This is a genomic window from Serratia sp. TSO36 (assembly GCF_057808395.1).
Genome location: NZ_JBJZOU010000002.1, coordinates 192,515 through 218,595 on the forward strand (window position 1 = coordinate 192,515; position 26,081 = coordinate 218,595).

Sequence of the window (26,081 nt, forward strand, 5' to 3'; positions counted from 1 at the left end):
GCCCGTGCAGCAATGCGCGGGCTTTTTGCGTATCTAAGGATGGGCGGCACTTTGTCTCTGTCGGCGAGCGTGTTGGTTTTCAGCGACAGCGCTATCCAGCGCTGTCGTCAGGTTGAGACAAATAATTGATTGATTTAAAAAGATAAAATGGGCTTTGGCTTAAGTCGTCGTTTTGAGGCGACATTCTTATTACGGCTGCTGGCATGGAATGCCAGAGAGTGGCATATAACAGGAAAGACAGGGTTAAATTAAAAATTAATATATTTCAATGCATTGAGACCATTTTTTTATTGGGAATGGCCTCAGCCTTAAAGTTGGCACGCCAAGTGCAATATCTATAGCGTAGATGCTCATTCCACCTCTTATGTTCGCCTTAGGCCTCATAAACCCTGGGAATGACGCAGAGCCGATTTAGGGTGCCTATCGCCCACGAGAACGATGACTAACCCGTCATCACGCTCAGGGCAAAACGTTGAGTGAGGCACCGCCCCTGTTGTCCTAGACCTGATTGCTTCTTTATACACTTGCCATGCGGCAAGTGTTTTTTTTTGCGCTTCAGCAAGCTAACGGGCAAAAAAAAGCGCGGCACCGAGGCCACGCTTTCTCTGCCGGGCGGGCGGTTATTCGCCGCCGTTCTGTTTCAGCGTCAACATCAGTCCTTCACGCCGCATCTGCGCCGCTTCATCCGAACGATGCAGTTTCTCCAGCGTATCGGCCAGCCAGGCGTAATCGTAGGCGTCCGGACGCTGTTTCAGCGCTTCGCGGAAGGCGTCGGCCGCCTGCTGCCACTCGCCGTGTTTCATCAGCAGCTGCCCCAGCGTGCTGTTCAGCAGCGGCGTCGCGCCGTGCTGCTTCATCTGCTGGCGCAGCGCTTTCTCCAACTGCTCGGGGTTGCCGGACTTCAGCCGCGGCAGCAGCAGCACCAGGCGCTCGTCATATTGGCGCTTCAGGCCGTCGAGCACGATCTCCTGCGCCAGTTCGTGGTCATTGCATTCGATCAGGTGTTCCACCATCGCGATTTGCAGCGGCACTTCGTGACGCGTCTTGCGGCTCTGATCTTTCCACCAGCGCTTCAGGCCTTCGCTGCCTTCGTCCGCCATCGCCTGATTCATCAGCCCGATATAAGCCTGCTGCTGCAATGCCTGCAGTTGCTCTTCGCTGTGGAGTTCGATTTTACGCATCGACGGCAGCACTTCCAGCAGCGACGCATAGGCGCCGGTGCGCAGATAGGCTTGTTCCGCCAGGCGCAATACTTCCGGATGACGCGGCGCCTGGTTCAGGAGGCGATCGACGCCGTGGCGCGCGGCGTGGTTCTCGCCCTGTGCCAGCTGGATGCGAACCCGGGTGATATCCACCGGCAGCTGATCGGTGTCGGCCGCTTCGGCAGCGCGCTCCAGATATTGGTTGGTGCGGAAGTCATCGCCGCGTTGCTGTGCGGCCTCGGCGGCCAGCAGGTAGTTCACCACCGGCTGTTCGGCATGATCGGCGTTGCGCGTCATCAGCTTCTCGACCTGCTTGTAGTCGCCTTCCGCCAGCTTGATCAGCGCGGCCTTGGTTTGCTGGCGCGCGCGAGTGCGCTTGCGGCCGATAAACCAACCGCGCGTGCGGGCGCCGGTGCGGAAGAGACGGCGCAGGATCCACTCTATCGCCAGCAGCACCACGAACAGCAGCACCAGCATGATCGCCAGGCCGGTGACGCTGGTTTCGATATTGTAGTTGTCGGTCTGGATCAGCACATAGCCCTGATGCCCGGCCAACATCGGCCCGAGCACCACGCTGGCGATCACCACCAGGAACAGAAATAGCACGCGTAACATGGCTTAACCCTCCTGGTGAGCGGCAGGGGACTGGGTCATCAGGTTGCGCACCCGGGTCTGCATCACTTTTTCCAGCAGCGGCTGGCTTTTCAGCTGATCCGGCACGTCCATCGAGATCGACTGTTGGCTCAGGCTGTCCAGCTCTTCCAGGAAGGCCTTGGTCGCCGGATCGGTGGTGTCGAAATAGGCGCGCACCCAGGTGGAGACGGTTTCCAGGGATTGCTTGTAGGTCTCGTTCTGGTGGCGCGGGATGGCCTGCGCGGCCACCAGCAGGCGCGAACGGATGTTTTCGCGCAGGTAGATGTCCTGGTTCGGCGCCAGCAGCGGTTCGGCGCTGGCGTCGCGGCGGCGGATGGTAATGAAGTCGGCCATGAAATTGCGCCAGCTCTTGGCCAGGTTCTGCCGCCACTCGGCGATCGAACCGGAGAGCTCGCTGCTGTTTTGATCCATCGGCGCTTCGTCGGTGTCGTTGTCCGCCAAGCGCAGGTTATCCACCTGATTGGACAGCTGATTGACCTTGAGGATGATGCCGTCGTAATCGACCTGGGTCAGCGTAGCAAGCGTGCCGATGTCTTCGGTAATGGCGCGGCGCACGTCGAGCAGGCTAGGATCGTTCATGTCCGCCAGGCTGGCGTCGGCGCTTTTCAGCAGCGCGGCGGCGCTGGTCACGTCCTGATCGCTCCACAGCTTGCGGCCGGCCATTTTCACCAGGAAATCGGCCTGCGCCAACAGCCAGGTTTTGGCGTCGCTGCCGGAGATGGTCGCCACTTTTTCCTGCAGCTCACTCAGTTGGCGCGCGAGGTTAGCCTGCTCGCGATCGGCGGCGTCCAGGGTTTTACCCTGCTGCTGCAACAAACCTTCCAGCGCATTTCTTTCCTGCTGCTGGCTTTGCTTCACGCCTTCAAGCTGCTGCTGCAGCGCCTGATTGGCGGCGATCAGCTGTTGCGCCTGCTGATGCGTGTGGTAATAGCCGCCCGCGCCGAGGGCGATGACCAGCACGATAGCGATCGCGCCGAGCACCGGGCCGGTGTTCTTGCCTTTGCGGCTGGCAGCGGCTGGCTGCTGGGAGCTCTCAACCGCGGTGGTTGGCTCTTCAACCGGGGCGGATGGGGTATTTTGTTCCGTCATAGTGGCACATCCCATAGTCAGATTATTGTAGCGCGCGGATCAGCGCGTCATTATCGGCGTTGTCAGCTACCCGAATCGTACGCCAGCCCAAATCCCGGGCGAGGGTAGCCAGGCGTTCGCTCACTACTACCAGGCGGCAACGCAGCAGCCATGAAGAACGATAGTAATCAGGAACTAAAGTATAGAGCTGTTGTAACATTTCACCGCTGGTCACCACCAGCGTATCCACACCGGCGCGCTGCCAGTGGGCGCTCTGCTCGCTGCCGTCGTAGTGCACCGGGCTGCGTTGATAGCATTCATAATAGCTGACGTCGGCGCCGCGCTCGCTCAGCGTCGTGCCCAGCAACTCGCGGCCGCCGTTGCCGCGCAAAATCAGCGCGCGTTTGCCCGCCAGCTTTTGCAGCGCCGGCAGCAGCAGCAGCGTTTCGCTGATCTCGCGTTCACGCGGGTATTCCACCGGTAAACTGCTGATGCGGTGCAGCGCCAGCCCGGTGGTGCGGCCGATGGCGTAATAAGTCAGGTGCGCGGGCCAGCTCAGCCCGGCGCGGCCAATCACCGAATCGGCATAGTTCACCGAATGCTGCGACAGCACGAACACCAGATCGCCGGCGTTCAACTGCTGCAACGCTTGCGGCAGCTGCGGCAGATCGCCGCCGGGGGCGAAGTCGATCAGCGGTGCATGATAGGCAACCCGGCCGAGTGCGCGCAGCCGGCTCACTAACTGCTCTCCCGAAGGCGATGGGCGGGTTACCAGGATCGTCATGCCGGCGGATTTCCCTGATAAACTTCGCGCAGGATCTCGCGCGCGCCGCGCGCCAGCAGCTCTTCCGCCAGCTCAATGCCCATCCGTTCGGCCTCGGCGGCCGGGCCGCGGCGCTCGCCGCACACCATCTGACTGCCGTCCGGCGCGCCGACCAGGGCGCGCAGCCACAGGCTGTCGCCATCCAGTTCGGCATAGCTGCCGATCGGCACCTGGCAGCCGCCTTCCAGACGGGTGTTCATCGCCCGTTCGGCGCGCACGCGGGTTTCGGTGGCCGCATGGTTCAGCGGCGCCAGCAGCGCGCGGGTAACGCTGTCGTCGAGACGGCATTCAATGCCGACCGCACCCTGGCCGACCGCCGGCAGGCACTCTTCGGCACTCAGCGGGCTGCGGATGCGTTGCTCCAGCCCCAGGCGTTTCAGGCCGGCCACCGCCAGAATAATTGCGTCATAGTCGCCGTTGTCCAGCTTGGCCAGGCGAGTGCCGACGTTGCCGCGCAGGTCGCGCACGATCAGATCCGGGCGGCGTTCACGCAGCTGGCACTGGCGGCGCAGGCTGGAAGTGCCGACCACGCTGCCCTGCGGCAGTTGATCGAGCGAGGCGAAACGGTTGGAAACAAAAGCGTCGCGCGGATCTTCGCGTTCGCAAATGGTGGTCAAACCCAGGCCGGCGGGGAAATCGACCGGCACGTCTTTCATCGAGTGCACGGCAATGTCGGCGCGGCCTTCCAGCAGCGCCAGCTCGAGTTCTTTAACAAACAGGCCTTTACCGCCGACTTTCGCCAGCGGCGTATCCAGAATAACGTCGCCGCGCGTCACCATCGGCACCAACTCGACCCGCAGGCCGGGATGGCAGGCCATCAGACGTTGCTGCACATAATGTGCTTGCCAGAGTGCAAGCGGGCTTTGTCGGGTGGCAATTCGAATAATTTTGTCTAACATGCTTGTTACCGTTTTTATATTTCGCCATCCATCCTACCACTGAGAGCCAATACTGTCAGTGCAAGAAGCCGGAGGCGGAAAAAGGACAACGGAATCAAAGGGACGTGTGATGTGCTTTGGGGCAGTTAACACTGCGGGTAAATCGTTTAGGGAAGCGCTACAATAATTGTGAAGCGTTACCTCCTTTACGGTCAATCAGCAAGGTGTTAAATTGATCACGTTTCCAGCAATAAGTCGCCAAATATTCTTCTTACACTAACGGCGCTTATGGAATACGGGTTTTTTTCTAAACACCGGGATAATCAGGCGAGACGTCTTGTACCTCTACATCGAGACATTGAAGCAGAGACTGGATGCGATCAATCAGCTACGCGTCGATCGCGCCCTGGCGGCTATGAAGCCCGCGTTTCAACGGGTATACAGTCTGCTGCCCACCTTACTGCACCACCACCACCCGCTGATGCCGGGTTACCTGAACGGTAACGTTCCCCACGGCATTTGCCTCTACACGCCTGATGAAACTCAACAAGATTACCTGAACGATTTAGAAGACAAATGGGGCAGCCCGTTTGACAAACCGGCCAGCGGCGAGCTGCCGATCACCGGCGTCTATTCGATGGGCAGCACCTCGTCTATCGGCCAAAGCTGCAGCTCGGATCTCGACATCTGGGTCTGCCACCAGTCCTGGCTGGACAACGAAGAACGCACCCGCCTGCAGCAAAAATGCAGCCTGCTTGAGAAGTGGGCCGCCTCGATGGGGGTGGAAGTCAGCTTCTTCCTGATCGACGAAAACCGCTTCCGCCATAATGAAAGCGGCAGCCTGGGCGGCGAAGACTGTGGCTCGACGCAGCATATCCTGTTGCTCGACGAATTCTACCGCACCGCGGTGCGCCTGGCCGGCAAGCGCATCCTGTGGAACATGGTGCCGGGCGAAGAAGAAGCGCACTACGATGAATACGTGCTGTCGCTATACGCGCAGGGCGCGCTGACGCCGAACGAGTGGCTGGATCTCGGCGGCCTGAGTTCGCTGTCGGCGGAAGAGTACTTCGGCGCCAGCCTGTGGCAGCTGTACAAGAGCATCGATTCGCCTTACAAGGCGGTGCTGAAGACCCTGCTGCTGGAAGCCTATTCCTGGGAATATCCCAATACCCAATTGCTGGCGACGGACATCAAACATCGCCTGCATCAGGGCGAGATCGTCAGCTTCGGGCTCGATGCCTACTGCATGATGCTTGAGCGCGTCACCCGCTACCTGACCGACATCAACGACACCACCCGCCTCGATCTGGCCCGCCGCTGTTTCTACCTGAAAGTGTGTGAAAAGCTGTCGCTGGCCAAGGCCTGCGTCGGCTGGCGGCGCGAGATCCTCAGCCAGCTGGTCAGCGAATGGGGCTGGAGCGAAGAGCGTCTGGCGATGCTGGACAACCGCGCCAACTGGAAAATCGAACGGGTGCGCGAAGCGCATAACGAGCTGCTCGACGCGATGATGCAGAGCTACCGCAACCTGATCCGTTTCGCCCGCCGCAACAACCTCAGCGTCAGCGCCAGCCCGCAGGATATCGGCGTGCTGACCCGCAAACTGTACGCGGCGTTCGAAGCGCTGCCCGGCAAGGTGACGCTGGTGAACCCGCAGATTTCGCCGGACCTGTCGGAAAACGACTTAACCTTTATTCACGTGCCGGTTGGCCGCGCCAACCGCACCGGCTGGTACCTGTATAATCAGGCGCCGGCTATGGATTCTATTGTCAGCCATCAGCCGCTGGAATATAACCGCTACCTGAACAAGCTGGTGGCCTGGGCCTATTTCAACGGCCTGCTGACGCCGCAGACCCGCCTGCACATCAAGAGCGGCAACCTGTGCGACACCGCCAAGCTGCAGGAGCTGGTGGCCGACGTTTCCCATCACTTCCCGCTGCGCCTGCCGGCGCCGACGCCGAAAGCGCTGTACAGCCCGTGCGAAATTCGCCATCTGGCGATCATCGTCAACCTGGAAAACGATCCGACCGCCGTCTTCCGCAATCAGGTGGTGCATTTCGATTTCCGCAAGCTGGACGTGTTCAGCTTCGGCCAGCAGCAGCAGTGCCTGGTAGGCAGCATCGATCTGCTGTATCGCAACTCCTGGAATGAAGTGCGCACCCTGCATTTCAGCGGCGAGCAGTCGGTGCTGGAAGCGCTGAAAACCATTCTCGGCAAAATGCACCAGGACGCCGCGCCGCCGGAGTCGGTGGAAGTGTTCTGCTACAGCCAGCACCTGCGCGGCCTGATCCGCACCCGTATCCAGCAGCTGGTGTCGGAGTGCATCGAGCTGCGCCTGTCCAGCACCCGCCTGGAGCCCGGCCGCTTCAAGGCGGTGCGCGTCGCCGGGCAGACCTGGGGGCTGTTCTTCGAGCGCCTGAGCGTATCGGTGCAAAAGCTGGAGAACGCGGTGGAGTTTTACGGCGCCATCTCCAACAACAAGCTGCACGGCCTGTCTATCAAGGTGGAAACCGATCAGGTGCATTTGCCGCCGGTGGTGGACGGCTTCGCCAGCGAGGGGATCATCCAGTTCTTCTTCGAAGACACCTCAGACGACAAGGGCTTCAATATCTATATTCTGGACGAGTCGAATCGGGTGGAGGTGTACCACCACTGCGAGGGCAGTAAAGAGGAGCTGGTGCGCGACGTCAGCCGCTTCTATTCATCCTCGCACGATCGCTTCACCTACGGCTCCAGCTTCATCAACTTCAACCTGCCGCAGTTCTATCAGATCGTGCAGCTCGACGGGCGCACGCAGGTGATCCCGTTCCGCAGCAACGTGCTGTCCAGCCTGTGCGTGACGGTGGCCGACGGCGCCGCTCAGCCGCTGAAACAGCAGTTCCAGCTGCATTGACGCCGCAAGGGCTCGGTTGCCGAGCCCTGCTTAGCCTCAGGAAAAACGCAATTCCTCGCCGGCCTGCGCGCTGGCCGCTTCGCTGAGCAGCTGATAAAACGGCTGCCCGCTGCGATCGCATAGCCAAACGCCGTCGCGGTAGTTGAAGTGGTAGCCGCCGGCCTTGGTGGCGAGCCACACCTGGTGCAGCGGCTCTTGGCGGTTGATGACGATTTTGGTGCCGTTTTCGAAGCTCAGCGTCATTACGCCGCCATTGGTTTCGTAATCGATGTCCGCATCGCCGTCAAAATCGTCCAGTGTCTCTTCAATATTCAGCATCAGCTGGTCGGCCAACTGGTGAAACTCGCTGTCGTTCATATTCAATTCCTATTGCTTTTCATGATCCACCTGCGATTATAGAGACCTTGGACGCATGAATTACAGGCATTAATGCAAATGAAAAAACAACTACGCTATGCGCTGATGGCCGTTCTGGTTACCGGCCTCGCCGGCTGTGGTCTGAAAGGCCCGCTTTACTTCCCGCCTGCCGACCCCGCCAGCCAAAAACCGGCCAAGCCGCCGGTGCAAACGGGCGATCAGGTGCAAAAGAACCAGCAGGAGCAGTCTGGCTCTCAGCAAAAACCGTCGATGGTCGACCAGTAACACCCTGTTTACGGTGGCGAGCGCCGCCGTAAAATCAAGACGGATAGCGCGTCCAGATAGCGGAGTATGATATGCAGTTCTCCAAAATGCACGGTCTGGGCAACGACTTTATGGTGGTCGATGCCGTTACACAGAATGTCTATTTTTCACCTGAGCTGATCCGCCGGCTGGCCGATCGGCACCTGGGCGTCGGCTTTGACCAGATGCTGGTGGTAGAACCGCCTTACGATCCCGAGCTGGATTTTCACTACCGAATTTTCAACGCCGACGGCAGCGAAGTGGCGCAGTGCGGCAACGGCGCGCGCTGCTTCGCGCGCTTTGTGCGGCTGAAAGGGCTGACCAACAAACGCGACATCCGCGTCAGCACCCAAACCGGGCGCATGGTGCTCAGCGTCACCGACGACGATCTGGTGTGTGTCAACATGGGCGAGCCTAATTTCGATCCGCAGGCGGTGCCGTTCCGCGCCGCCAAGGCTGAAAAGACCTACATCATGCGCGCGGCGGAACACACCGTGCTGTGCGGCGTGGTGTCGATGGGCAACCCGCATTGTGTTTTGCAGGTGGACGATGTAAAAACCGCCAAGGTGGAGCTGCTCGGGCCGGTGCTGGAAGGGCATGAGCGCTTCCCGGAACGGGCCAACATCGGCTTTATGCAGGTGGTCAGCCGCGATCATATCAAGCTGCGCGTTTACGAGCGCGGCGCCGGCGAAACGCAGGCCTGCGGCAGCGGCGCCTGTGCGGCGGTGGCGGTGGGGATCCAACAGGAATTGCTGTCAGAAGAGGTGCATGTAGAACTGCCGGGCGGCAGCCTGCATATTCGCTGGAAAGGGCCGGGCAACCCGCTGTTTATGACCGGCCCGGCAACCCATGTCTATGACGGATTTATTCATCTATGAAAAGCGTAGAAGAACAGAGCGTCGCCGGCCTGGCGCTGGATGACGACACCGTGATGCAGTACCTGCTGCAGAACCCGGATTTCTTTATTCGCAACGCGCGCCAGGTTGAGCAGATGCGCGTGCCTCACCCGGTGCGCGGCACCGTTTCGCTGGTGGAATGGCATCTGGCCCGCCAGCGCAATCACATCGAGCGGCTGGAAGAAGAGATCACGCTGCTGATGGAGCAGGCCAGCGCCAACGAAGGGCTGTTCGCCCGGTTGTTGCACCTGCAGGCCGATCTGGCCACCGCCGACAGCCTGCAGGACATGCTCAACCGGCTGCAGCGCTGGGCGCGCGGTTTTGGTTTGGCCGGCGCCACGGTGCGCCTGTTCGCCGAGCGCTGGAAGATCGGCGCGCCTTCCGATTTCACCCATCTGGCGCTGACGCGTTCGGCGTTCGAGCCGTTTCGCATTCAGCGGCTGGGCAGCGAACAACATTACCTCGGCGGCCTGAACGGCCCCGAACTGCTGCTGCTGTTGCCGCAGGCCAAACAGATTGGCCAGATTGGCTCGGTGGCGCTGTCGATGCTGGGCGACGATGGCGAACTGGGCATGGTGATCTTCAGCAGCCGCGATACGCAACACTATCAGCAGGGCATGGGCACGGTGATGCTCAATCAACTGGCGCGCATGCTGCCGGCGCTGCTGGAACGCTGGGTCGAACGCGCATGACGCCGATTGCGCCCAGCCTGCAGCAGCCGGTGGACGCTTTTCTGCGTTATCTCAAGGTAGAACGGCAACTCAGCCCGCTGACGCAGCTTAGCTATTCGCGCCAGCTGGCGGCGCTGATGCGCCTGGCGCAGGAGATCGGCGTCACCGACTGGGCGGCGCTGGACGCCGCCCGGGTGCGCATGCTGGCTGCGCGCAGCAAACGCGCCGGCCTGCAGTCCGCCAGCCTGGCGCTGCGGCTCTCTTCGTTGCGCAGTTTCCTCGACTGGCTGGTCAGCCAGGGCGTATTGCACGCCAACCCCGCCAAAGGCATCCGCACGCCGCGCAGCGGCCGCCATCTGCCGAAAAACATCGACGTCGATGAAATGAACCAGCTGCTGGAGATCGATCTCAACGATCCGCTGGCGGTGCGCGATCGCGCCATGCTGGAGGTGATGTACGGCGCCGGTCTGCGCCTCTCCGAACTGGTGGGGCTGGATTGCCGCCATGTCGATATGGCGGCCGGCGAGGTGTGGGTGATGGGGAAAGGCAGCAAAGAGCGCAAATTGCCGATCGGGCGCACCGCCGTCACCTGGCTGGAACACTGGTTGGCGATGCGCGATCTGTTCGGGCCGGAAGATGACGCGATGTTCCTGTCCAATCAGGGGCGGCGCATCTCGACGCGCAACGTGCAAAAGCGCTTCGCCGAATGGGGCGTGAAACAGGGCGTCAACAGCCATATTCACCCGCACAAGCTGCGCCATTCCTTCGCCACTCACATGCTGGAGTCGAGCGGCGATCTGCGCGCGGTGCAGGAGCTGCTCGGCCACGCCAACCTGACCACCACGCAAATTTATACCCACCTCGACTTTCAACATCTGGCGAACGTGTACGATGCCGCGCATCCGCGTGCCAAACGGGGGAAATCCTGATGCATTTTTATCGCCCGCTGCGCCCGCTGGCGGCGCTGACTTTCGATCTGGACGACACGCTGTATGACAATCGCCCGGTGATCCGGCAAACCGAACAACAGTCGGTGGCCTTCCTGCAGAGCTACCATCCCGGTCTGAACAGCTTCCAGTCGGCGGATTTCCACCGCCTGCGCCAGGAGCTGCGCGAACAGGATCCGGAGATCTACCACGACGTCACCCAGTGGCGCTGGCGCGCCATTCATCTGGCGCTGAGCCGGCAGGGGCTGCGCGATGCCGACGCGGCGATCGGGGCCGATGCGGCCATGCAAAACTTCGCGCTGTGGCGCAGCCGCATCGAGGTGCCGCAAGCGACCCACGCCACGCTGAAGGCGCTGGCCGCGCGCTACCCGCTGGTGGCGATCACCAACGGCAACGCCGATCCGGCGCAGTGCGGCCTGGACGGTTATTTCCAGTTCGTGTTGCGCTCCGGGCCGGACGGGCGCGCCAAGCCGTATCAGGACATGTATCACCTGGCCGTCGAGCGGCTGGGCGTGGCGCCCGAGCAGATCCTGCACGTGGGCGACGATCTGACCACCGACGTCGCCGGCGCGCTGCGCGCGGGGCTGCAGGCCTGTTGGATCAACGATCGGCAACGCTGCCTGATGCAGGCCGCCGACAGCCGCCTGCTGCCGCATATTGAGATTTCGCAGTTGGCATCGCTGACAGCATTGTTATAATCCCTGCCAGAACTCTGTATAAATTTCCAGTGAAAAACCCGTCAGCGGCGGGTTTTCCCTTAACCATTAGTGGTGCCTATGGACGTCTCCGATCTGCTCGACAGCCTGAATGAAAAACAACGTGAAGCCGTGGCGGCGCCGCGCAGCAACCTGTTGGTTCTGGCCGGAGCGGGCAGCGGCAAGACGCGGGTGCTGGTGCATCGCATCGCCTGGCTGCTGTCGGTGGAGAACTGCTCGCCGTATTCGATCATGGCGGTGACCTTCACCAACAAGGCGGCGGCGGAAATGCGCCACCGTATCGAACATCTGATCGGCACCAGCCAGGGCGGCATGTGGATCGGTACCTTCCACGGCCTGGCGCACCGTCTGTTGCGCGCCCACCACCTGGAAGCCAACCTGCCGCAGGATTTCCAGATCCTCGACAGCGACGACCAGCTGCGGCTGCTCAAGCGCATCATCAAGGCGCTGAACGTCGACGAGAAGCAGTGGCCGCCGCGTCAGGCGATGTGGTACATCAACGGCAAGAAAGACGAGGGTCTGCGCCCGCAGCACGTCGAGACCTACAACAACCCGGTAGAGGCCACCTGGCTGCGCATCTACCAGGCATATCAGGAAGCCTGCGATCGCGCGGGGCTGGTGGATTTCGCCGAGCTGCTGCTGCGCGCACACGAGCTGTGGCTGAACAAGCCGCATATCCTCAACCACTACCGCGAACGTTTCACCAACGTGCTGGTGGACGAATTCCAGGATACCAACAGTATCCAGTACGCCTGGATCCGTTTGCTGGCGGGCGGCAACAGCAACGTAATGATCGTCGGCGACGATGACCAGTCGATCTACGGCTGGCGCGGCGCGCAGGTGGAAAACATCCAGCGCTTCCTGAAAGATTTCCCCGGCGCGGAAACCATCCGCCTGGAGCAGAACTACCGTTCTACCAGCAACATCCTGAAAGCGGCCAACACCCTGATCGCCAACAACGACGGGCGCATGGGCAAAAACCTGTGGACCGAAGGCGGCGAAGGCGAACCGATCTCCATCTACTGCGCCTTCAACGAACTCGACGAAGCGCGCTTCGTGGTCAACCGCATCAAGACCTGGCAGGACAACGGCGGGGCGCTGAACGACTGCGCCATCCTGTACCGCAGCAACGCCCAGTCGCGCGTGCTGGAAGAGGCGCTGCTGCAGACGGCGATGCCGTACCGCATCTACGGCGGCCAGCGCTTCTTCGAACGCCAGGAAATCAAGGATGCGCTGGCTTACCTGCGCCTCATTTCCAACCGCAACGACGACGCAGCCTTCGAGCGCGTGGTCAACACCCCGACGCGCGGCATCGGCGATCGCACCCTCGACGTGGTGCGCCAGGCGGCGCGCGATCGCCAGCTGACGCTGTGGCAGGCGACGCGCAAGTTGATGCAGGACAAGGTGTTGGCCGGCCGCGCTGCGTCGGCGCTGCAGCGCTTTATCGAGCTGGTGGAGTCGCTGGCGCACGAAACCGCCGACATGCCGCTGCACGTGCAGACCGACCGGGTGATCCGCGATTCCGGGCTGTTCATCATGTATGAGCAGGAGAAAGGCGAAAAGGGGCAGGCGCGCATCGAAAACCTTGAGGAATTGGTGACGGCGACGCGCCAGTTCAGCTATCAGGACGAAGATCAGGATCTGATGCCGCTGCAGGCGTTCCTGTCGCATGCGGCGCTGGAAGCGGGCGAAGGCCAGGCCGACGCCTATCAGGACGCGGTGCAGCTGATGACCCTGCACTCGGCCAAGGGGCTGGAGTTCCCGCTGGTGTTTATCGTCGGCATGGAAGAGGGCATGTTCCCGAGCCAGATGTCGCTGGATGAAGGCGGCCGTCTGGAGGAGGAGCGCCGCCTGGCCTATGTGGGCGTAACGCGCGCCATGCAGAAGCTGACGCTGACCTATGCCGAAACGCGCCGTCTGTATGGCAAAGAGGTTTACCACCGGCCGTCGCGCTTTATCGGCGAACTGCCGGAAGAGTGCGTGGAAGAAGTGCGCCTGCGCGCCAGCGTATCGCGCCCGGTCAATCACCGCCGCATGGGCACGCCGATCAGCGAGAACGATACCGGCTACAAGCTGGGCCAGCGCGTGCGCCATCCCAAGTTTGGCGAAGGCACCATCGTCAATCTGGAGGGCAGCGGCGAGCACAGCCGGCTGCAGATCGCCTTCCCGGGCGAGGGCATCAAGTGGCTGGTGGCGGCCTACGCTCGCCTGGAAACGGTATAAAAGAGAGGGGCGCGTTGCAGGGGGCAGCCCCTGCAATCGTTCAGGATCAGTGAGGGTAGCGATCGCCGACCTGCGCGGTGGCATACCAGCGCATCACCGCTTCGGTGCCTTCACCGCCTTCCTGCGGCGCCCACGGCATGCAGTCCTCTTCGGTCAACGCCTGATACGGGCCCTGCTTTACTTCGAACACCACGCCGCCGGCATCGACCGACAACACCGCATGCCAGGTAAATGCTGGCATCTCCAGCACTTTGGTTTCTTCGCCGAGCAGGGTGCGCTGCGTCACGACGCCGTCATCGTTGAACTGCAGCACGACAAAACGGCCGCGCAGCGGCGTCAGCAGTTCCCAGGTTTGCGGGTGACGGTGCGGGCGGATATAGGTGCCGGGTTCCATGGCGATCGCCAGGCGTTGCACCGGGTCGCTCAACTCTTCGTGTAAGGTGCGGTGCGCGCGCAGGCGGGGCACGCTGGCGGCCTGTTCGCTCATCGCGGTCAGTTCATGGGCGGTAATCTGTTTCATCGTTTAAATCCGCATGCTTGTCGTACCATTAGGGTGATGTCATCTTAGCAACATTCTTGGTGGCGGTAAGCGATCGCCGCGACTTTTTCAGTACGGTTTAGGCGCCATTTTTGCCATTGAACATCGTGATGATTTGTTGCGCAATTATCCCGCCTAACGTGTTGACAGGCTTTTTCTTCTCGGCGTAACATGCGCGCACTATTATCATTGAGGACAGACGCCTTGGACACACCCAGTAGATACTGGCTCACTGACCTGCGCCGCAGGTATAACTTCTAAGGCTCTCCGTTTTTGCTGATAGCCTTCGTGGTTGTCGGCGACCCCGCAAAGCGTCGCTATGAGTCAGATCTCTTCATGGTCTGAAACAAATCGGTGATACGCATCCCCTCTGTTTCTGTGCTTCAACGCGTTGTCCGCACCCGTTACCTTCACGGAGTTTTGGCACATGCTGAGCGCTTTTAAATTAGATAACCGCCGCTTGTCCCGTCTGGAACTGGACGACTCGGATGATCTCACGTCATCGCTGTGGGTTGATCTGGTCGAGCCGGAAGAGGGCGAGCGTGAGCGCGTGCAGAATGAGCTGGGACAAAGCCTGGCGACGCGTCCCGAACTGGACGACATCGAAGCCTCCGCCCGTTTCTTCGAAGATGAAGACGGTCTGCATATCCACTCCTTCTTCTACTTTGAAGATGCGGAAGATCACGCCGGCAACTCCACGGTGGCGTTCACCATCCGCGACGGCCGCCTGTATACCCTGCGCGAGCGTGAGCTGCCGGCGTTTCGCCTGTACCGCATGCGCGCCCGCAACCAGACCATGCTCGAAGGCAACGCCTACGAATTGCTGCTGGATCTGTTCGAAACCAAGATTGAACAGCTGGCGGACGAGATAGAGAACATCTACAGCGATCTGGAACAGCTCAGCCGGGTGATCATGGAAGGGCATCAGGGCGATGAATACGACGCCGCGCTATCGACGCTGGCGGAGCTGGAAGATATCGGCTGGAAGGTGCGTTTGTGTCTGATGGATACCCAGCGCGCGCTCAACTTCCTGGTGCGCAAGGCGCGTTTGCCGACCGGCCAGCTGGAGCAGGCGCGCGAAGTGCTGCGCGACATCGAATCCCTGCTGCCGCACAACGAATCGCTGTTCCAGAAGGTGAACTTCCTGATGCAGGCGGCGATGGGCTTCATCAACATCGAACAGAACCGCATCATCAAGATCTTCTCGGTGGTGTCGGTGGTGTTCCTGCCGCCGACGCTGGTGGCCTCCAGCTACGGCATGAACTTCGAATTCATGCCGGAGCTGAAATGGTCGTTCGGCTACCCGGGCGCCATCACCTTGATGATCCTGGCCGGTCTGGCCCCTTACCTGTACTTCAAGCGCAAGAACTGGCTGTAACCCGGCGGCGCCGGGCTCAGCGCAGCTTGCGCTGGGTGTAGAGCGCGTCGAGGGTGAACAGGATCAGCGCCGCCCAGATAAAGCCGAAGGTCACCAGTTTGTCCTGGCCGACGGTTTCGCCGTAGAAGGTGATCGCCAGCAGGAACATCAGCGTCGGGCCGAGATACTGGAAGAAACCGAGCGTCGACAGGCGCAGCCGGGTGGCCGCCGCGGTGAAGCACAGCAGCGGCACGGTGGTGACGATGCCGGCGGCGACCAGCAGCAGGTTCAGCGACCACGGGTTGGCGCTCAGGTGGCTGGTGGGGCTGTCGGCGAACAGGAACAGATAGGCCGCCGCCACCGGCAGCAGCCACAGCGTTTCGATCAGCATGCCGGTCTGGGCGTCGATGGCGATTTTCTTGCGCAGCAGGCCGTAGAAGGCGAAGCTGAACGCCAGCCCCAGACCGATGATCGGCAACGAGCCGAACTGCCAGAGCTGCACCAGCACTCCGGTGAACGCCAGCGTCACCGCCACCCACTGCATGCGGCGAAAGCGCTCGCCGAGAAACAGCATCCCCAACAGCACGTTAACCAGCGGGTTGATGAAGTAACCCAGACTGGCTTCCAGCATATGGTGGTTGTTCACCGCCCAGATGAACAGCAGCCAGTTGCCGCCGATCAACAGCGCGGTGACCGCCAGCAGCAGCAGCCGTTTGCGATTTTGGCAGGCGGCGCGCACTTTCGGCCAGTTGCGGCCCAGCGTGATCAGCGCCAGCATGAAGAAAAACGACCAGATGATCCGGTGGGTGAGGATCTCGTCCGCGGATACTTGCTGAATCAGTTTGAAATAGGCCGGGGCGATGCCCCACATAAAATAGGCGGCCAGGGCGAAGAAAATGCCCTGACGCGTTTGCTTTGCGTCCATGACGTCACTCGGTGGGGAACGTAAGATGCGGTGAGTGTACTGAAGACGCCCACCGCACACAATCATCAGCCGACCAGATAGGTGGCGGTCGCGGTCGCGATATGCAGGCCGTCGTGGTTATGCAGTTCTACGCGCGCGACGGCGACCTTATTGCCGCTGCGCAGCACGCTGGCGGAGGCGACGAAGTGTTCGCCGCGGCCGGGGCGCAGGTAGTCGACGCGCAGATCGATGGTGCCCATGCGCGACAGTTTGGCGGCGATCTCTTCTTCGATCAGCGGCTCCATGCGCGTCAGCACCCCGCCGGCGCAGGCCAGCCCGGCGGCGACGTCGAGCACCGCGGCGATCACGCCGCCGTGCAGAATTTCCTGTGCGGCGTTGCCCACCAGCTTGCGCTGGTTGGTGAAGCTCAGCTCGACGTAATCATCGTCGAAGCGGCGCAGCTCCAGGCCAAGCTCGCGGTTGAACGGCATGTGGTAGACAAAGATTTCGCCGATCTTGCGGCGGGCGGCTTCCAGGGTCAGTGGTGTGGTCGACATAGCGGGTTTCCGTTTTTCTTTTGCGTTTTAAGGGAGCTAACTGGTCAGTCCAGGTTAATGGAATGTTGATTTTATGCTTAACCTTTGTTGCTTTCCAGACTATTCCAATAAAACCGGCCTGCGCTGCGGTAAAGCCTCCTTTGTGTGTAAAATGGCCTGATTTTTTCCGGGATTGCCCTTTTTCGTTGGAGTGAGGAGAGGTTATGCGCATTTTGTCAGGGATCGTTTCCGCCACGCTGCTGATGCCGGCGCTGGGATTGGCTGCGGAAGCCAAAGAGCAGCAGATTCACGATAAGCCGGCGGTGCGCGGCAGCATTATCGCCAACCTGCTGCAGGAGCACGATAATCCGTTCACGCTGTACCCTTACGATCCCAATTACCTGCTGTATACCGACACCAGCGATATCAACCAAGAGGCCATCAAGACATACAACTGGGCCGACAAGGCGCGCAAGGACGAGGTGAAATACCAGCTTAGCCTGGCGTTTCCGCTGTGGCGGGGCATTGCCGGCGACAACTCGGTGCTCGGCGCGTCTTATACTCAGCGCTCCTGGTGGCAATTGTCCAACCGCGGCGAGTCTTCACCGTTCCGCGAAACCAACTACGAGCCGCAGCTGTTCGTGGGGTGGGCGACCGATTACCGCTTTGCCGGTTGGACGCTGCGCGATGTTGAAATCGGCGTTAACCACCAGTCTAACGGCCGCTCGGACCCGACGTCGCGCAGCTGGAATCGCGGCTATGCGCGGCTGATGGCGCAAAACGGCAACTGGCAGGTGGATCTCAAGCCCTGGTTCCGTTTCTCGGAGAGCTCGAGCAACGACGACAACCCGGACATCACCAAATACATGGGATACTACCGTCTGAAGGTCGGTTACGCCTGGGGGGACAGCGTGTTCAGCGTCGACAGCCACTACAACTGGAACAGCGGCTACGGCGGCGCGGAACTGGGCTGGAGCTATCCGATCACCCGCAACGTGCGTTTCTATACCCAGGTGTTCAGCGGCTACGGCGAATCGCTGATCGACTATAACTTCCGGCAGACACGGGTGGGCGTTGGTGTCATGCTGAACGATATTATGTAATCATACCCGGTGGGTGTGTACCGATGAAAAAATGGGGAAGTGTGTGTCAACCGCAGCAGTGATTAACAGAGAGTTGCTGGCCGAGCAGGTATTGCGCGATACCTTCGGCTACCAGCAATTCCGTCCGGGCCAACAAACGATTATCAACGCCGCGATCGGCGGGCAGGATTGCCTGGTGGTGATGCCGACCGGCGGCGGCAAGTCGCTGTGTTACCAAATCCCGGCGCTGGTGATGGACGGCCTGACCCTGGTGGTTTCCCCGCTGATCTCGCTGATGAAGGACCAGGTCGACCAGCTGTTGGCTTACGGCGTTTCCGCCGCCTGCTACAACTCGACGCAAACCCGCGAGGAGCAGCTGGACGTCATGGCCGGCTGCCGCAACGGCACCATCAAGATGCTGTACATCGCGCCGGAACGGCTGATGATGGAAAGCTTCCTCAACCTGCTCGATCACTGCCCGCCGGCGATGCTGGCGGTGGATGAGGCGCACTGCATCTCGCAGTGGGGTCATGACTTCCGGCCGGAATATCGCGCGCTGGGCCAGCTGAAACAGCGCTTCCCGGCGATGCCGGTGATCGCGCTGACCGCCACCGCCGACGAGTCCACCCGCGGCGATATCGTGCGCCTGCTGTCGTTGCAGGATCCGCTGGTGCAGGTCAGCAGCTTCGACCGGCCGAACATCCGCTACACGCTGGTGGAAAAATTCAAGCCGCTCGATCAGCTGTGGCGCTTCGTGCAGGATCAGCGCGGCAAGAGCGGCATTATCTATTGCAACAGCCGCGCCAAGGTGGAAGACACCGCCGCGCGTCTGCAGAGCCGCGGGCTGAGCGTCGGCGCCTACCACGCCGGGCTGGACAACGATCGCCGCGCGCAGGTGCAGGAAGCGTTCCAGCGTGACGATCTGCAGGTGGTGGTGGCCACCGTCGCCTTCGGCATGGGCATCAACAAACCCAACGTGCGCTTCGTGGTGCATTTCGACATCCCGCGCAATATCGAATCCTATTATCAGGAGACCGGCCGCGCCGGGCGCGACGGCCTGCCGGCCGAAGCCATCCTGCTGTACGATCCGGCCGACATGGCCTGGTTGCGCCGCTGTCTGGAGGAAAAACCCGCCGGGCAGCAGTTGGACATTGAGCGCCACAAGCTGAACGCCATGGGCGCGTTCGCCGAGGCGCAAACCTGCCGCCGCCTGGTGCTGCTCAACTACTTCGGCGAAGGCAAGCACGAGAACTGCGGCAACTGCGATATCTGCCTCGATCCGCCCAAGCGCTACGATGGGCTGGAGGACGCGCGCAAGGCGCTGTCCTGCGTGTACCGCGTCGGCCAGCGCTTCGGCCTCGGGTACATCGTGGAAGTGCTGCGCGGTTCCAACAATCAGCGCATTCGCGAATACGGTCACGACAAGCTGCCGGTGTACGGCATCGGCCGCGATCAAACCACGGAGCACTGGACCAGCGTGCTGCGTCAGCTGATCCACCTGGGCTTTATCACCCAGAACATCGCCATGCACTCGGCGCTGCAATTGACCGAGGCGGCGCGTCCGGTGTTGCGCGGCGAAGTGGCGCTGCAGCTGGCGGTGCCGCGCATCCAGAGCCTGAAGTCGCGCGGCAGCGCCAACCAAAAATCCTACGGCGGCAATTACGATCGCAAGCTGTTCGCCAAGCTGCGAAAACTGCGCAAATCGATCGCCGACGAAGAAAACATTCCGCCGTATGTGGTGTTCAACGATGCCACGCTGCTGGAAATGGCCGAACAGATGCCGATCAAGGCCGGCGATCTGCTGAGCGTCAACGGCGTCGGCCAGCGCAAACTGGAGCGTTTCGGCGCGCCCTTTATGGCGATGATCCGTGACCATCTCGACAATGACGAAGACTGAGGGCGATAAATCATGCTGATGCTGTTTCTCACCGTGGCGCTGGTGCATCTGATTGCGCTGATGAGCCCGGGGCCGGACTTCTTTTTCGTGTCGCAAACCGCTGCCAGCCGCTCGCGCCGCGAGGCGATGATGGGGGTGGTCGGCATTTCGCTCGGCATCGTGGTGTGGGCTGGCGTGGCGTTGATGGGGCTGCATCTGATACTGCAGAAGATGGCCTGGCTGCATCAGATAATCATGGTCGGCGGCGGCATTTACCTGTGCTGGATGGGGTGGCAGCTGCTGCGTTCCGCTCGGGCGCAGCAAGCGCAGCCGGCGGCGGAAGCCCAGGTAGCGTTGCCGAAGGCCGGGCGCAGCTTTATTCGCGGCTTCCTGACCAATCTGTCCAACCCGAAGGCGGTGATCTATTTCGGCAGCGTGTTCTCGCTGTTCGTCGGCGACAGCGTCGGCGCCGGGGCGCGCTGGGGGCTGTTTCTGCTGATCGTCGCCGAGACCTTCGTCTGGTTCAGCCTGGTGGCGGTGGTGTTCGCGCTGCCGGCGATGCGCCGCGGCTACCAGCGGCTGGCCAAGTGGATCGACGGGGTGGCGGGGGTGCTGTTCACCGGCTTCGGGTTACACCTGATCTTTACCCGCTGACCGGCAGTGACATGCCCAAGGCCGAGCAGCGATGCCCGGCCTTTTTTTCAGGCCTTGCGGGCGGTCGCCAGCAGCCCCGCCACCAAAATGAACAGCGAACCGAATACCCGGTTGAGCAGCTGCATTTGGCGCGGCGTTCTCAGCCAGCCGGCGATGCGCGTCGCCAGGGTGGCGTAACCGATCATCACCAGAATATCCACCACCACGGTGGTGACGCCGAGCACCAGATACTGCTCGGCCTGCGGCTGATTGGGCAAAATGAACTGCGGGAACAGCGCGGCGAGGAACACGATGCTTTTCGGGTTGGTCAGGTTGACCAGCACCGCGCGGCGGAACAGACGGCGGCGCGGCATGCTGCCCGCCAGCGCATGCAGATCCAGCGCCCCGGCGGCGCGCCATTGCTGGATGCCGAGCCACACCAGGTAGGCGGCGCCCAGCCATTTCAGCAGCTCGAACGCCAGCAGCGATTGCGATATCAGCGCGCCGAGGCCGATGCCCACCAGCACGATGTGCGCGCTCAGCCCGACCTGTAGCCCGGCGATCGACGCGGCGGCGCCGCGATAGCCGTGGCTGATGCCGGTGCTCATGGTGTTGATGGCGCCTGAGCCGGGGGACAGGCTGAGGATAAGCGTGGTCAGCAGATAGGTTAACCACCAGTCCAAGGTCATGGTTCTTCGGCTCCCTGAAAGTGTCGTTTTGTGCCACAATGCGCCGAGGCGGCGCCGTTTTTGTAAGAATTGAATCACAATACGCTAGTATGATTTCTTGTGCCAGCGGTCACATTTTCCGCCGGCCCCACAGGGAAAACGCTCTCGATGACCTCGTTCACTCTCAGCTCCGATGACTGGTTAACGCGTGAAACGCAGTTCGCTGCCTTCGCCACCGGGCCGCTGTTGGACTTCTGGCGGCTGCGGGAAGAGGGCGAGTTCAGCGGCGTGGACGGCGTGCCGATCCGCTTTGTGCGTTTTCGCTCCGCGCGGCATCAGCGGGTGGTGGTGGTCAGCCCCGGCCGCATCGAAAGCTACGTGAAATACCCCGAGGTGGCCTACGATCTGTTCCACTGCGGTTACGACGTGGTGATCGTCGATCATCGCGGCCAGGGGCGCTCCGGCCGTTTACTGGCGGATACGCACCGCGGTCATGTGGTAAACTTCGCCGACTACGTGGACGATTTCGAGCAGCTGTGGCAGCGCGAGGTCGAATCGCGCGGTTATCGGCAGCGCTTCGCGCTGGCGCATTCGATGGGCGGCGCGATCCTGGCGCAGTTCCTGCAGCGCCGGCCGCAGGCGTTCGACGCGGCGGCGTTTTGCGCGCCGATGTTCGGCATCCAGTTGCCGATGCCGGATTGGCTGGCCGAACGCATTCTCGACTGGGCGGAGAGCCGCCCGGCGATCCGCGACTATTACGCGGTGGGCACCGGCCAGTGGCGGCCGCTGCCGTATGTGGTCAACGTGTTGACCCACAGCCGCGAACGCTACCGGCGCAGCCTGCGCTATTACGCCGATTACCCCGAGCTGCAGGTGGGTGGGCCGACCTACCATTGGGTGTGGGAGAGCATCCGCGCCGGCCGGCAGATTATCGCTCGAGCCGGGGCGATCACAACGCCGCTGTTGCTTTTGCAAGCCGGTGAAGAACGAGTCGTCGACAACCGTTCGCACCAGGCTTTTTGTCAGGCTCTGTCAGACGCGGGGCGCCCTTGCGAAGGGGGGCTTCCGTGGGTTATCAACGGCGCACGCCATGAGATCCTGTTCGAGCGGGACGCGATGCGCGCCGAAGCACTGAACGCAATCCTGCGCTTCTTTGCTCAACACTTAGGCGGCGCGCTGCCGCCGACAACTCCATCAGAGGTTAGAACATAACGCTATGTATCACGTCGTCGCTTCCGATTTAGATGGCACGCTGCTGTCTCCCGACCATACCCTGTCGCCGTACGCCAAAGAAACGCTGAAGTTGCTGACCCAGCGCGGCGTGCATTTCGTATTCGCCACCGGCCGCCACCATATCGACGTGGCGCAGATCCGCGACAGCCTGGAGATCAGCGCCTTTATGATCACCTCCAACGGCGCGCGGGTGCACAACACCGCCGGCGAGCTGATTTTCAGTCATAACCTGGACGAGGATATCGCCCGCGATCTGTACGGCATGCTGCACGACGATCCGGAGATCACCACCAACGTCTACCGCAACGACGATTGGTTTACCAACCGCGAAAGCCCGGAGCAGGAAGAATTCTTCCAGGAGTCGGTGTTCAAATACCAGCTGTTCGAACCGGGCCTGCTGGAAACCGACGGCGTCTGCAAGGTCTACTTCACCTGCGAAGATCACGAGCGGCTGCTGCAGGTGGAAGACGCCATCAACGCGCGCTGGGGCGATCGGGTCAACGTCAGCTTCTCGTTCCCGACCTGCCTGGAAGTGATGGCGGGCGGCGTGTCGAAAGGGCATGCGCTGGAAGAAGTGGCCAAGATCATCGGCTATACGCTGCAAGAGTGCATCGCCTTCGGCGACGGCATGAACGATCTGGAGATGCTGTCGATGGCCGGCAAGGGCTGCATCATGCGCGACGCGCATCAGCGCCTGAAGGATATGTTGCCGGAGCTGGAAGTGATCGGCTCCAACGTCGATAACGCGGTGCCGCACTACCTGCGCAAGATGTTCCTCTGACATAACCCGGGCGTTTCTCGGAAATAACAAGGGCGCCTTGCGGCGCCCTTGGCATTACTTGTGCTGGCCCTGCTTCTGCAGGAACTGCACGCCCTTGTCCGGGAAATCGGTGAACACGCCGTCGACACCGGCCTGGTTGTAAATCACGTCATACAGCTGGTTCACGTCGGTCACGTACTTCGGCAGCGCATCGGCGCGGATGGTGAACGGATGCACCGCCAGCTTGCTGGCGTGCGCTTCTTTCACCATGTCGGTCAGCACGATGTGGCCCGGCTTGGATTTATCCGCTACCACCAGCATGTGGTAGTCCGGCCCGATGCCGTCGGCATATTGAGCGATTTTCTTCATCGCGCCCGGCTTGAACATCCAGTCGTAATCGTACTCCACCCATTTGCCGTCGGCTTTCTGCTCGTAGGTTTCCTGCCAGTCGTTATAGGCGATCAGCTGCACCAGCTTCAGATCCATGCCCAGCTTCGGCTCCAGCTCGTTCTTGATGCGTTTGAGCTCGTTGGCGTCGAAGCACTGCAGGTAGACGTTGTCGTTTTTGCCGGTGTAGCCGTATTGCTTGAGCACCGCCAGCACTTTGCTGGAGATGTCCTTGCCTTCCTGCTTGTGGAACCACGGCGCCTTGATTTCAGGGTAGATGCCGATGTTCTTGCCGGTCGAATGGTTCAGACCCTGCACGAACTCGATCTCTTCCTGGAAGGTGTGTACGCGGAAGTCGGATTTGCCCATCGGGAAGCGGCCAGGGTAGCCCTGCACCTTCTTGCCGTTTTCGATGTCAAAGCCTTCGGTGAACTTCAGCGATTTGATCTCCGCCAGCGTAAAGTCGATGGCGTAATAACGGCCGTCTTTACGCGCGCGGTCCGGGAAACGTTCGGCGACGTCGGTGACGCGATCGAGGTAATGGTCATGCAGCACCACCAGCTCGTTGTCTTTGGTCATCACCAGATCTTGTTCGAGGTAATCGGCGCCCTGCGCGTAGGCCATCGCCTTCGCCGGCAGGGTGTGTTCCGGCAGGTAGCCGCTGGCGCCGCGATGGGCGATCACCACTTTGTCCGCCGCCTGCGCGGCGCTGACCATTGAGGTAGCGAGAATGATCCCTGTCAGCAGGGCTTTGACTTGAGTCCGCATTCCGTTTTCTCCGTGTTGTTGGGGGCAGGGTAGTAAAAAGGCCGCAGGGCGGCCTTTAAATCATGCAAAAGTCGTGTGACGGTTAGCCGCGCTTGCCGGCAGCGATTTCCGCGTGGTGTTTCTTTTCGTTCAGCATGGTCAGCAGCAGCAGGATAACCGCCAGCACGCCGCCGCCGATCATCACCATGAAGCCGCCGTCCCAACCGAAGAAGTCTACGGTGTAGCCGACGATGGCGCTGGCCGCGACCGAGCCGCCCAGGTAGCCGAACAGGCCGGTGAAGCCCGCGGCGGTGCCGGCGGCTTTCTTCGGCGCCAGCTCCAGCGCGTGCAGGCCGATCAGCATCACCGGGCCGTAGATCAGGAAGCCGATGACCAGCATACAGATCATGTCCACGGTCGGGTTGCCCGGCGGGTTCATCCAGAACACCACGGTGGCGATGGTCACCAGCGTCATGAAGAACACGCCGGTGGCGCCGCGGTTGCCTTTGAACACTTTGTCCGACATCCAGCCGCACAGCAGGGTGCCCGGGATACCGGCGTATTCATACAGGAAGTAAGCCCAGGAAGACTTGTCCAGCGCGAAGTGCTTCACTTCTTTCAGGTAGGTCGGCGACCAGTCCAGAATGCCGTAACGCAGCAGGTAGACGAACACGTTGGCGACCGCGATGTACCACAGCAGCTTGTTCGGCAGGATGTACTGCATGAAGATCTGCTTGGCGGTCAGCTCTTCTTCGTCTTTTTCGCTGTAGTCGTCCGGGTAGTCGTTTTTGTACTCTTCAATCGGCGGCAGGCCGCAGGATTGCGGGGTGTCGCGCATCAGGCCGAAGGCGATCAGGGCCACCAGGATGGCGCCGAAGGCCGGCATGTACAGCGCCGCGTGCCAGTCGTTGAACCAGGCCATGCCCAGCAGGAACAGCAGCGGCGGCAGGCCGCCACCCACGTTGTGGGCGCAGTTCCAGATGGAGACGATGCCGCCTCGTTCTTTCTGCGACCACCAGTGCACCATGGTGCGGCCGCACGGCGGCCAACCCATGCCCTGGAACCAGCCGCACAGGAACAGCAGGACGAACATGATGGCGATGCTGGAGGTGGCCCACGGCACGAAGCCCATGAACAGCATCACCGCCGCCGCCAGGATCAGGCCGGCAGGCAGGAACACTCGCGGGTTGGAACGGTCTGAGACCGAACCCATGATGAATTTGGAGAAGCCGTAGGCGATGGAAATGCCCGACAGCGCGAAGCCGAGGTCACCGCGGCTGAAGCCTTGTTCGATCAGGTAAGGCATGGCCAGGGTGAAGTTCTTACGCACCAGATAGTAAGCGGCGTAACCGAAGAAGATCCCCAGGAAAATTTGCCAGCGCAGCTTACGGTAGAGCGGGTCTACCTTATCGCTCGGCACACGGGCGATGTGTGCGGCCGGCTTAAAAATACTCAACATGAGCGCCTCCGATGGCTTTATCTGTTATCACATCAATATGACCTTTTACGTTCATTTGATGATTGAGCGGATATCGAATGTGGTGTTTTTGTGTTCCATAACGAGCGCCATTGTCGTCAAATACGCCTGGTGTCGCTGTGACGAATGGCGCAATTGTTACACTTTTATGAAACCACGGCGGATTTTGAGCGATTCGTTAACGTTATGAAATAGAAAAACGTCCAAAAATCGTGATTATGATCACATTGATGGTTTTTTGTGGACATTTTTATT

At 61.0% G+C, this 26,081-nt stretch carries 24 protein-coding genes; 13 read left to right on the forward strand and 11 right to left on the reverse strand.

Annotated features, from left to right (window positions below; translation table 11 throughout):
• Window positions 1-620: 620 nt before the first annotated feature.
• The 4 genes from hemY to hemC are packed head-to-tail and all read right to left on the reverse strand — an operon-like array spanning window position 621 to window position 4,646.
• Window positions 621-1,817 carry a protoheme IX biogenesis protein HemY gene (hemY, locus tag ACK3CV_RS01195; protein WP_164141456.1) on the reverse strand — a complete coding sequence of 399 codons (1,197 nt, stop codon included), beginning with the start codon at window positions 1,815-1,817 and terminating at the stop codon, window positions 621-623.
• A gap of 3 nt (window positions 1,818-1,820) precedes the next feature.
• Entirely contained in the window at window positions 1,821-2,945 is a 1,125-nt protein-coding gene (gene hemX / locus ACK3CV_RS01200; protein WP_033636648.1) for a uroporphyrinogen-III C-methyltransferase, read from the reverse strand.
• Window positions 2,946-2,967: 22 nt separating this feature from the next.
• Window positions 2,968-3,708, reverse strand: a complete 741-nt coding sequence (gene hemD / locus ACK3CV_RS01205; RefSeq protein ID WP_033636649.1) for a uroporphyrinogen-III synthase — start codon at window positions 3,706-3,708, stop codon at window positions 2,968-2,970.
• Entirely contained in the window at window positions 3,705-4,646 is a 942-nt protein-coding gene (hemC, locus tag ACK3CV_RS01210; RefSeq protein ID WP_164040149.1) for a hydroxymethylbilane synthase, read from the reverse strand. Before hemC ends, hemD begins: the two co-directional genes overlap by 4 nt.
• Before the next feature lie 316 nt (window positions 4,647-4,962).
• On the opposite strand from hemC, the gene ACK3CV_RS01215 reads away from it, so the two are divergent.
• Complete coding sequence (locus ACK3CV_RS01215) at window positions 4,963-7,515, forward strand: class I adenylate cyclase (protein WP_164040150.1); 2,553 nt, start codon at window positions 4,963-4,965, stop codon at window positions 7,513-7,515.
• Window positions 7,516-7,551: 36 nt separating this feature from the next.
• On the opposite strand, the gene cyaY is transcribed toward ACK3CV_RS01215, so the two are convergent.
• Complete coding sequence (gene cyaY / locus ACK3CV_RS01220) at window positions 7,552-7,872, reverse strand: iron donor protein CyaY (RefSeq protein WP_015376263.1); 321 nt, start codon at window positions 7,870-7,872, stop codon at window positions 7,552-7,554.
• A gap of 78 nt (window positions 7,873-7,950) precedes the next feature.
• Here cyaY and lptM point away from each other — a divergent pair, with 78 nt between their 5' ends.
• From lptM to uvrD, 6 genes are all read left to right on the forward strand, one after another.
• The gene (gene lptM / locus ACK3CV_RS01225; RefSeq protein WP_004934241.1) at window positions 7,951-8,157 is read left to right on the forward strand and encodes an LPS translocon maturation chaperone LptM; all 207 of its coding nucleotides are present in this window, start codon (window positions 7,951-7,953) and stop codon (window positions 8,155-8,157) included.
• A gap of 71 nt (window positions 8,158-8,228) precedes the next feature.
• Window positions 8,229-9,053, forward strand: a complete 825-nt coding sequence (gene dapF, locus ACK3CV_RS01230; RefSeq protein ID WP_004934244.1) for a diaminopimelate epimerase — start codon at window positions 8,229-8,231, stop codon at window positions 9,051-9,053.
• Window positions 9,050-9,763, forward strand: a complete 714-nt coding sequence (locus ACK3CV_RS01235) for a DUF484 domain-containing protein (protein WP_033636652.1) — start codon at window positions 9,050-9,052, stop codon at window positions 9,761-9,763. Before dapF ends, ACK3CV_RS01235 begins: the two co-directional genes overlap by 4 nt.
• A complete protein-coding gene (gene xerC, locus ACK3CV_RS01240; protein WP_016929495.1) occupies window positions 9,760-10,671 on the forward strand; it encodes a tyrosine recombinase XerC in 912 nt (303 codons plus the stop codon). Before ACK3CV_RS01235 ends, xerC begins: the two co-directional genes overlap by 4 nt.
• Window positions 10,671-11,387, forward strand: a complete 717-nt coding sequence (yigB, locus tag ACK3CV_RS01245) for a 5-amino-6-(5-phospho-D-ribitylamino)uracil phosphatase YigB (RefSeq protein ID WP_033649639.1) — start codon at window positions 10,671-10,673, stop codon at window positions 11,385-11,387. Before xerC ends, yigB begins: the two co-directional genes overlap by 1 nt.
• Window positions 11,388-11,465: 78 nt before the next feature.
• Window positions 11,466-13,628, forward strand: coding sequence for a DNA helicase II (gene uvrD, locus ACK3CV_RS01250; RefSeq protein ID WP_049195203.1), 2,163 nt, complete (start codon window positions 11,466-11,468; stop codon window positions 13,626-13,628).
• A 46-nt stretch (window positions 13,629-13,674) separates the two neighbouring features.
• Here the strand turns inward: uvrD and ACK3CV_RS01255 are convergent, their stop codons facing one another.
• Entirely contained in the window at window positions 13,675-14,148 is a 474-nt protein-coding gene (locus ACK3CV_RS01255) for a WbuC family cupin fold metalloprotein (RefSeq protein WP_033636654.1), read from the reverse strand.
• 445 nt (window positions 14,149-14,593) lie between these two features.
• On the opposite strand from ACK3CV_RS01255, the gene corA reads away from it, so the two are divergent.
• The gene (gene corA, locus ACK3CV_RS01260; protein WP_004934262.1) at window positions 14,594-15,544 is read left to right on the forward strand and encodes a magnesium/cobalt transporter CorA; all 951 of its coding nucleotides are present in this window, start codon (window positions 14,594-14,596) and stop codon (window positions 15,542-15,544) included.
• A 16-nt stretch (window positions 15,545-15,560) separates the two neighbouring features.
• On the opposite strand, the gene rarD is transcribed toward corA, so the two are convergent.
• A complete protein-coding gene (rarD, locus tag ACK3CV_RS01265; RefSeq protein WP_164040152.1) occupies window positions 15,561-16,448 on the reverse strand; it encodes an EamA family transporter RarD in 888 nt (295 codons plus the stop codon).
• Window positions 16,449-16,513: 65 nt separating this feature from the next.
• Entirely contained in the window at window positions 16,514-16,984 is a 471-nt protein-coding gene (locus ACK3CV_RS01270; RefSeq protein WP_033636656.1) for a thioesterase family protein, read from the reverse strand.
• A 203-nt stretch (window positions 16,985-17,187) separates the two neighbouring features.
• Between ACK3CV_RS01270 and pldA the strand changes: the two genes are divergently transcribed.
• The 3 genes from pldA to rhtC are packed head-to-tail and all read left to right on the forward strand — an operon-like array spanning window position 17,188 to window position 20,575.
• A complete protein-coding gene (gene pldA / locus ACK3CV_RS01275) occupies window positions 17,188-18,066 on the forward strand; it encodes a phospholipase A (protein WP_164040153.1) in 879 nt (292 codons plus the stop codon).
• A gap of 43 nt (window positions 18,067-18,109) precedes the next feature.
• Complete coding sequence (recQ, locus tag ACK3CV_RS01280; RefSeq protein ID WP_164040155.1) at window positions 18,110-19,942, forward strand: ATP-dependent DNA helicase RecQ; 1,833 nt, start codon at window positions 18,110-18,112, stop codon at window positions 19,940-19,942.
• 12 nt (window positions 19,943-19,954) lie between these two features.
• A complete protein-coding gene (rhtC, locus tag ACK3CV_RS01285; RefSeq protein WP_016929486.1) occupies window positions 19,955-20,575 on the forward strand; it encodes a threonine export protein RhtC in 621 nt (206 codons plus the stop codon).
• A 47-nt stretch (window positions 20,576-20,622) separates the two neighbouring features.
• Here rhtC and rhtB read toward each other — a convergent pair whose 3' ends face one another.
• Window positions 20,623-21,243 (reverse strand): homoserine/homoserine lactone efflux protein, encoded by a 621-nt coding sequence (rhtB, locus tag ACK3CV_RS01290; RefSeq protein WP_025304879.1) that lies wholly within the window; start codon window positions 21,241-21,243, stop codon window positions 20,623-20,625.
• Between the two features lie 147 nt (window positions 21,244-21,390).
• Here rhtB and pldB point away from each other — a divergent pair, with 147 nt between their 5' ends.
• Together pldB and yigL are read left to right on the forward strand one after the other, a co-directional pair.
• Entirely contained in the window at window positions 21,391-22,434 is a 1,044-nt protein-coding gene (gene pldB / locus ACK3CV_RS01295; RefSeq protein ID WP_164040157.1) for a lysophospholipase L2, read from the forward strand.
• A 4-nt stretch (window positions 22,435-22,438) separates the two neighbouring features.
• The gene (yigL, locus tag ACK3CV_RS01300; RefSeq protein WP_033636660.1) at window positions 22,439-23,236 is read left to right on the forward strand and encodes a sugar/pyridoxal phosphate phosphatase YigL; all 798 of its coding nucleotides are present in this window, start codon (window positions 22,439-22,441) and stop codon (window positions 23,234-23,236) included.
• A 54-nt stretch (window positions 23,237-23,290) separates the two neighbouring features.
• On the opposite strand, the gene glpQ is transcribed toward yigL, so the two are convergent.
• Together glpQ and glpT are read right to left on the reverse strand one after the other, a co-directional pair.
• A complete protein-coding gene (glpQ, locus tag ACK3CV_RS01305; RefSeq protein WP_033636662.1) occupies window positions 23,291-24,370 on the reverse strand; it encodes a glycerophosphodiester phosphodiesterase in 1,080 nt (359 codons plus the stop codon).
• An 82-nt stretch (window positions 24,371-24,452) separates the two neighbouring features.
• Window positions 24,453-25,808: a glycerol-3-phosphate transporter gene (glpT, locus tag ACK3CV_RS01310; protein ID WP_033636663.1), complete on the reverse strand. Its 1,356-nt coding sequence runs from the start codon at window positions 25,806-25,808 to the stop codon at window positions 24,453-24,455.
• Window positions 25,809-26,081 lie beyond the last annotated feature (273 nt).

Excerpts from the sequence above, each read along its gene's own strand:
- glpQ (WP_033636662.1), bottom strand. The coding sequence starts at position 24,370 with ATGCGGACTCAAGTCAAAGCCCTGCTGACAGGGATCATTCTCGCTACC.
- cyaY (WP_015376263.1), bottom strand. The coding sequence starts at position 7,872 with ATGAACGACAGCGAGTTTCACCAGTTGGCCGACCAGCTGATGCTGAAT.
- hemX (WP_033636648.1), bottom strand. The coding sequence starts at position 2,945 with ATGACGGAACAAAATACCCCATCCGCCCCGGTTGAAGAGCCAACCACC.
- hemD (WP_033636649.1), bottom strand. The coding sequence starts at position 3,708 with ATGACGATCCTGGTAACCCGCCCATCGCCTTCGGGAGAGCAGTTAGTG.
- ACK3CV_RS01255 (WP_033636654.1), bottom strand. The coding sequence starts at position 14,148 with ATGAAACAGATTACCGCCCATGAACTGACCGCGATGAGCGAACAGGCC.
- ACK3CV_RS01235 (WP_033636652.1), top strand. The coding sequence starts at position 9,050 with ATGAAAAGCGTAGAAGAACAGAGCGTCGCCGGCCTGGCGCTGGATGAC.
- corA (WP_004934262.1), top strand. The coding sequence starts at position 14,594 with ATGCTGAGCGCTTTTAAATTAGATAACCGCCGCTTGTCCCGTCTGGAA.
- ACK3CV_RS01270 (WP_033636656.1), bottom strand. The coding sequence starts at position 16,984 with ATGTCGACCACACCACTGACCCTGGAAGCCGCCCGCCGCAAGATCGGC.
- pldB (WP_164040157.1), top strand. The coding sequence starts at position 21,391 with ATGACCTCGTTCACTCTCAGCTCCGATGACTGGTTAACGCGTGAAACG.
- yigB (WP_033649639.1), top strand. The coding sequence starts at position 10,671 with ATGCATTTTTATCGCCCGCTGCGCCCGCTGGCGGCGCTGACTTTCGAT.
- yigL (WP_033636660.1), top strand. The coding sequence starts at position 22,439 with ATGTATCACGTCGTCGCTTCCGATTTAGATGGCACGCTGCTGTCTCCC.
- uvrD (WP_049195203.1), top strand. The coding sequence starts at position 11,466 with ATGGACGTCTCCGATCTGCTCGACAGCCTGAATGAAAAACAACGTGAA.
- rhtC (WP_016929486.1), top strand. The coding sequence starts at position 19,955 with ATGCTGATGCTGTTTCTCACCGTGGCGCTGGTGCATCTGATTGCGCTG.
- hemY (WP_164141456.1), bottom strand. The coding sequence starts at position 1,817 with ATGTTACGCGTGCTATTTCTGTTCCTGGTGGTGATCGCCAGCGTGGTG.
- glpT (WP_033636663.1), bottom strand. The coding sequence starts at position 25,808 with ATGTTGAGTATTTTTAAGCCGGCCGCACACATCGCCCGTGTGCCGAGC.
- lptM (WP_004934241.1), top strand. The coding sequence starts at position 7,951 with ATGAAAAAACAACTACGCTATGCGCTGATGGCCGTTCTGGTTACCGGC.
- rhtB (WP_025304879.1), bottom strand. The coding sequence starts at position 21,243 with ATGACCTTGGACTGGTGGTTAACCTATCTGCTGACCACGCTTATCCTC.
- rarD (WP_164040152.1), bottom strand. The coding sequence starts at position 16,448 with ATGGACGCAAAGCAAACGCGTCAGGGCATTTTCTTCGCCCTGGCCGCC.
- xerC (WP_016929495.1), top strand. The coding sequence starts at position 9,760 with ATGACGCCGATTGCGCCCAGCCTGCAGCAGCCGGTGGACGCTTTTCTG.
- dapF (WP_004934244.1), top strand. The coding sequence starts at position 8,229 with ATGCAGTTCTCCAAAATGCACGGTCTGGGCAACGACTTTATGGTGGTC.
- hemC (WP_164040149.1), bottom strand. The coding sequence starts at position 4,646 with ATGTTAGACAAAATTATTCGAATTGCCACCCGACAAAGCCCGCTTGCA.
- pldA (WP_164040153.1), top strand. The coding sequence starts at position 17,188 with ATGCGCATTTTGTCAGGGATCGTTTCCGCCACGCTGCTGATGCCGGCG.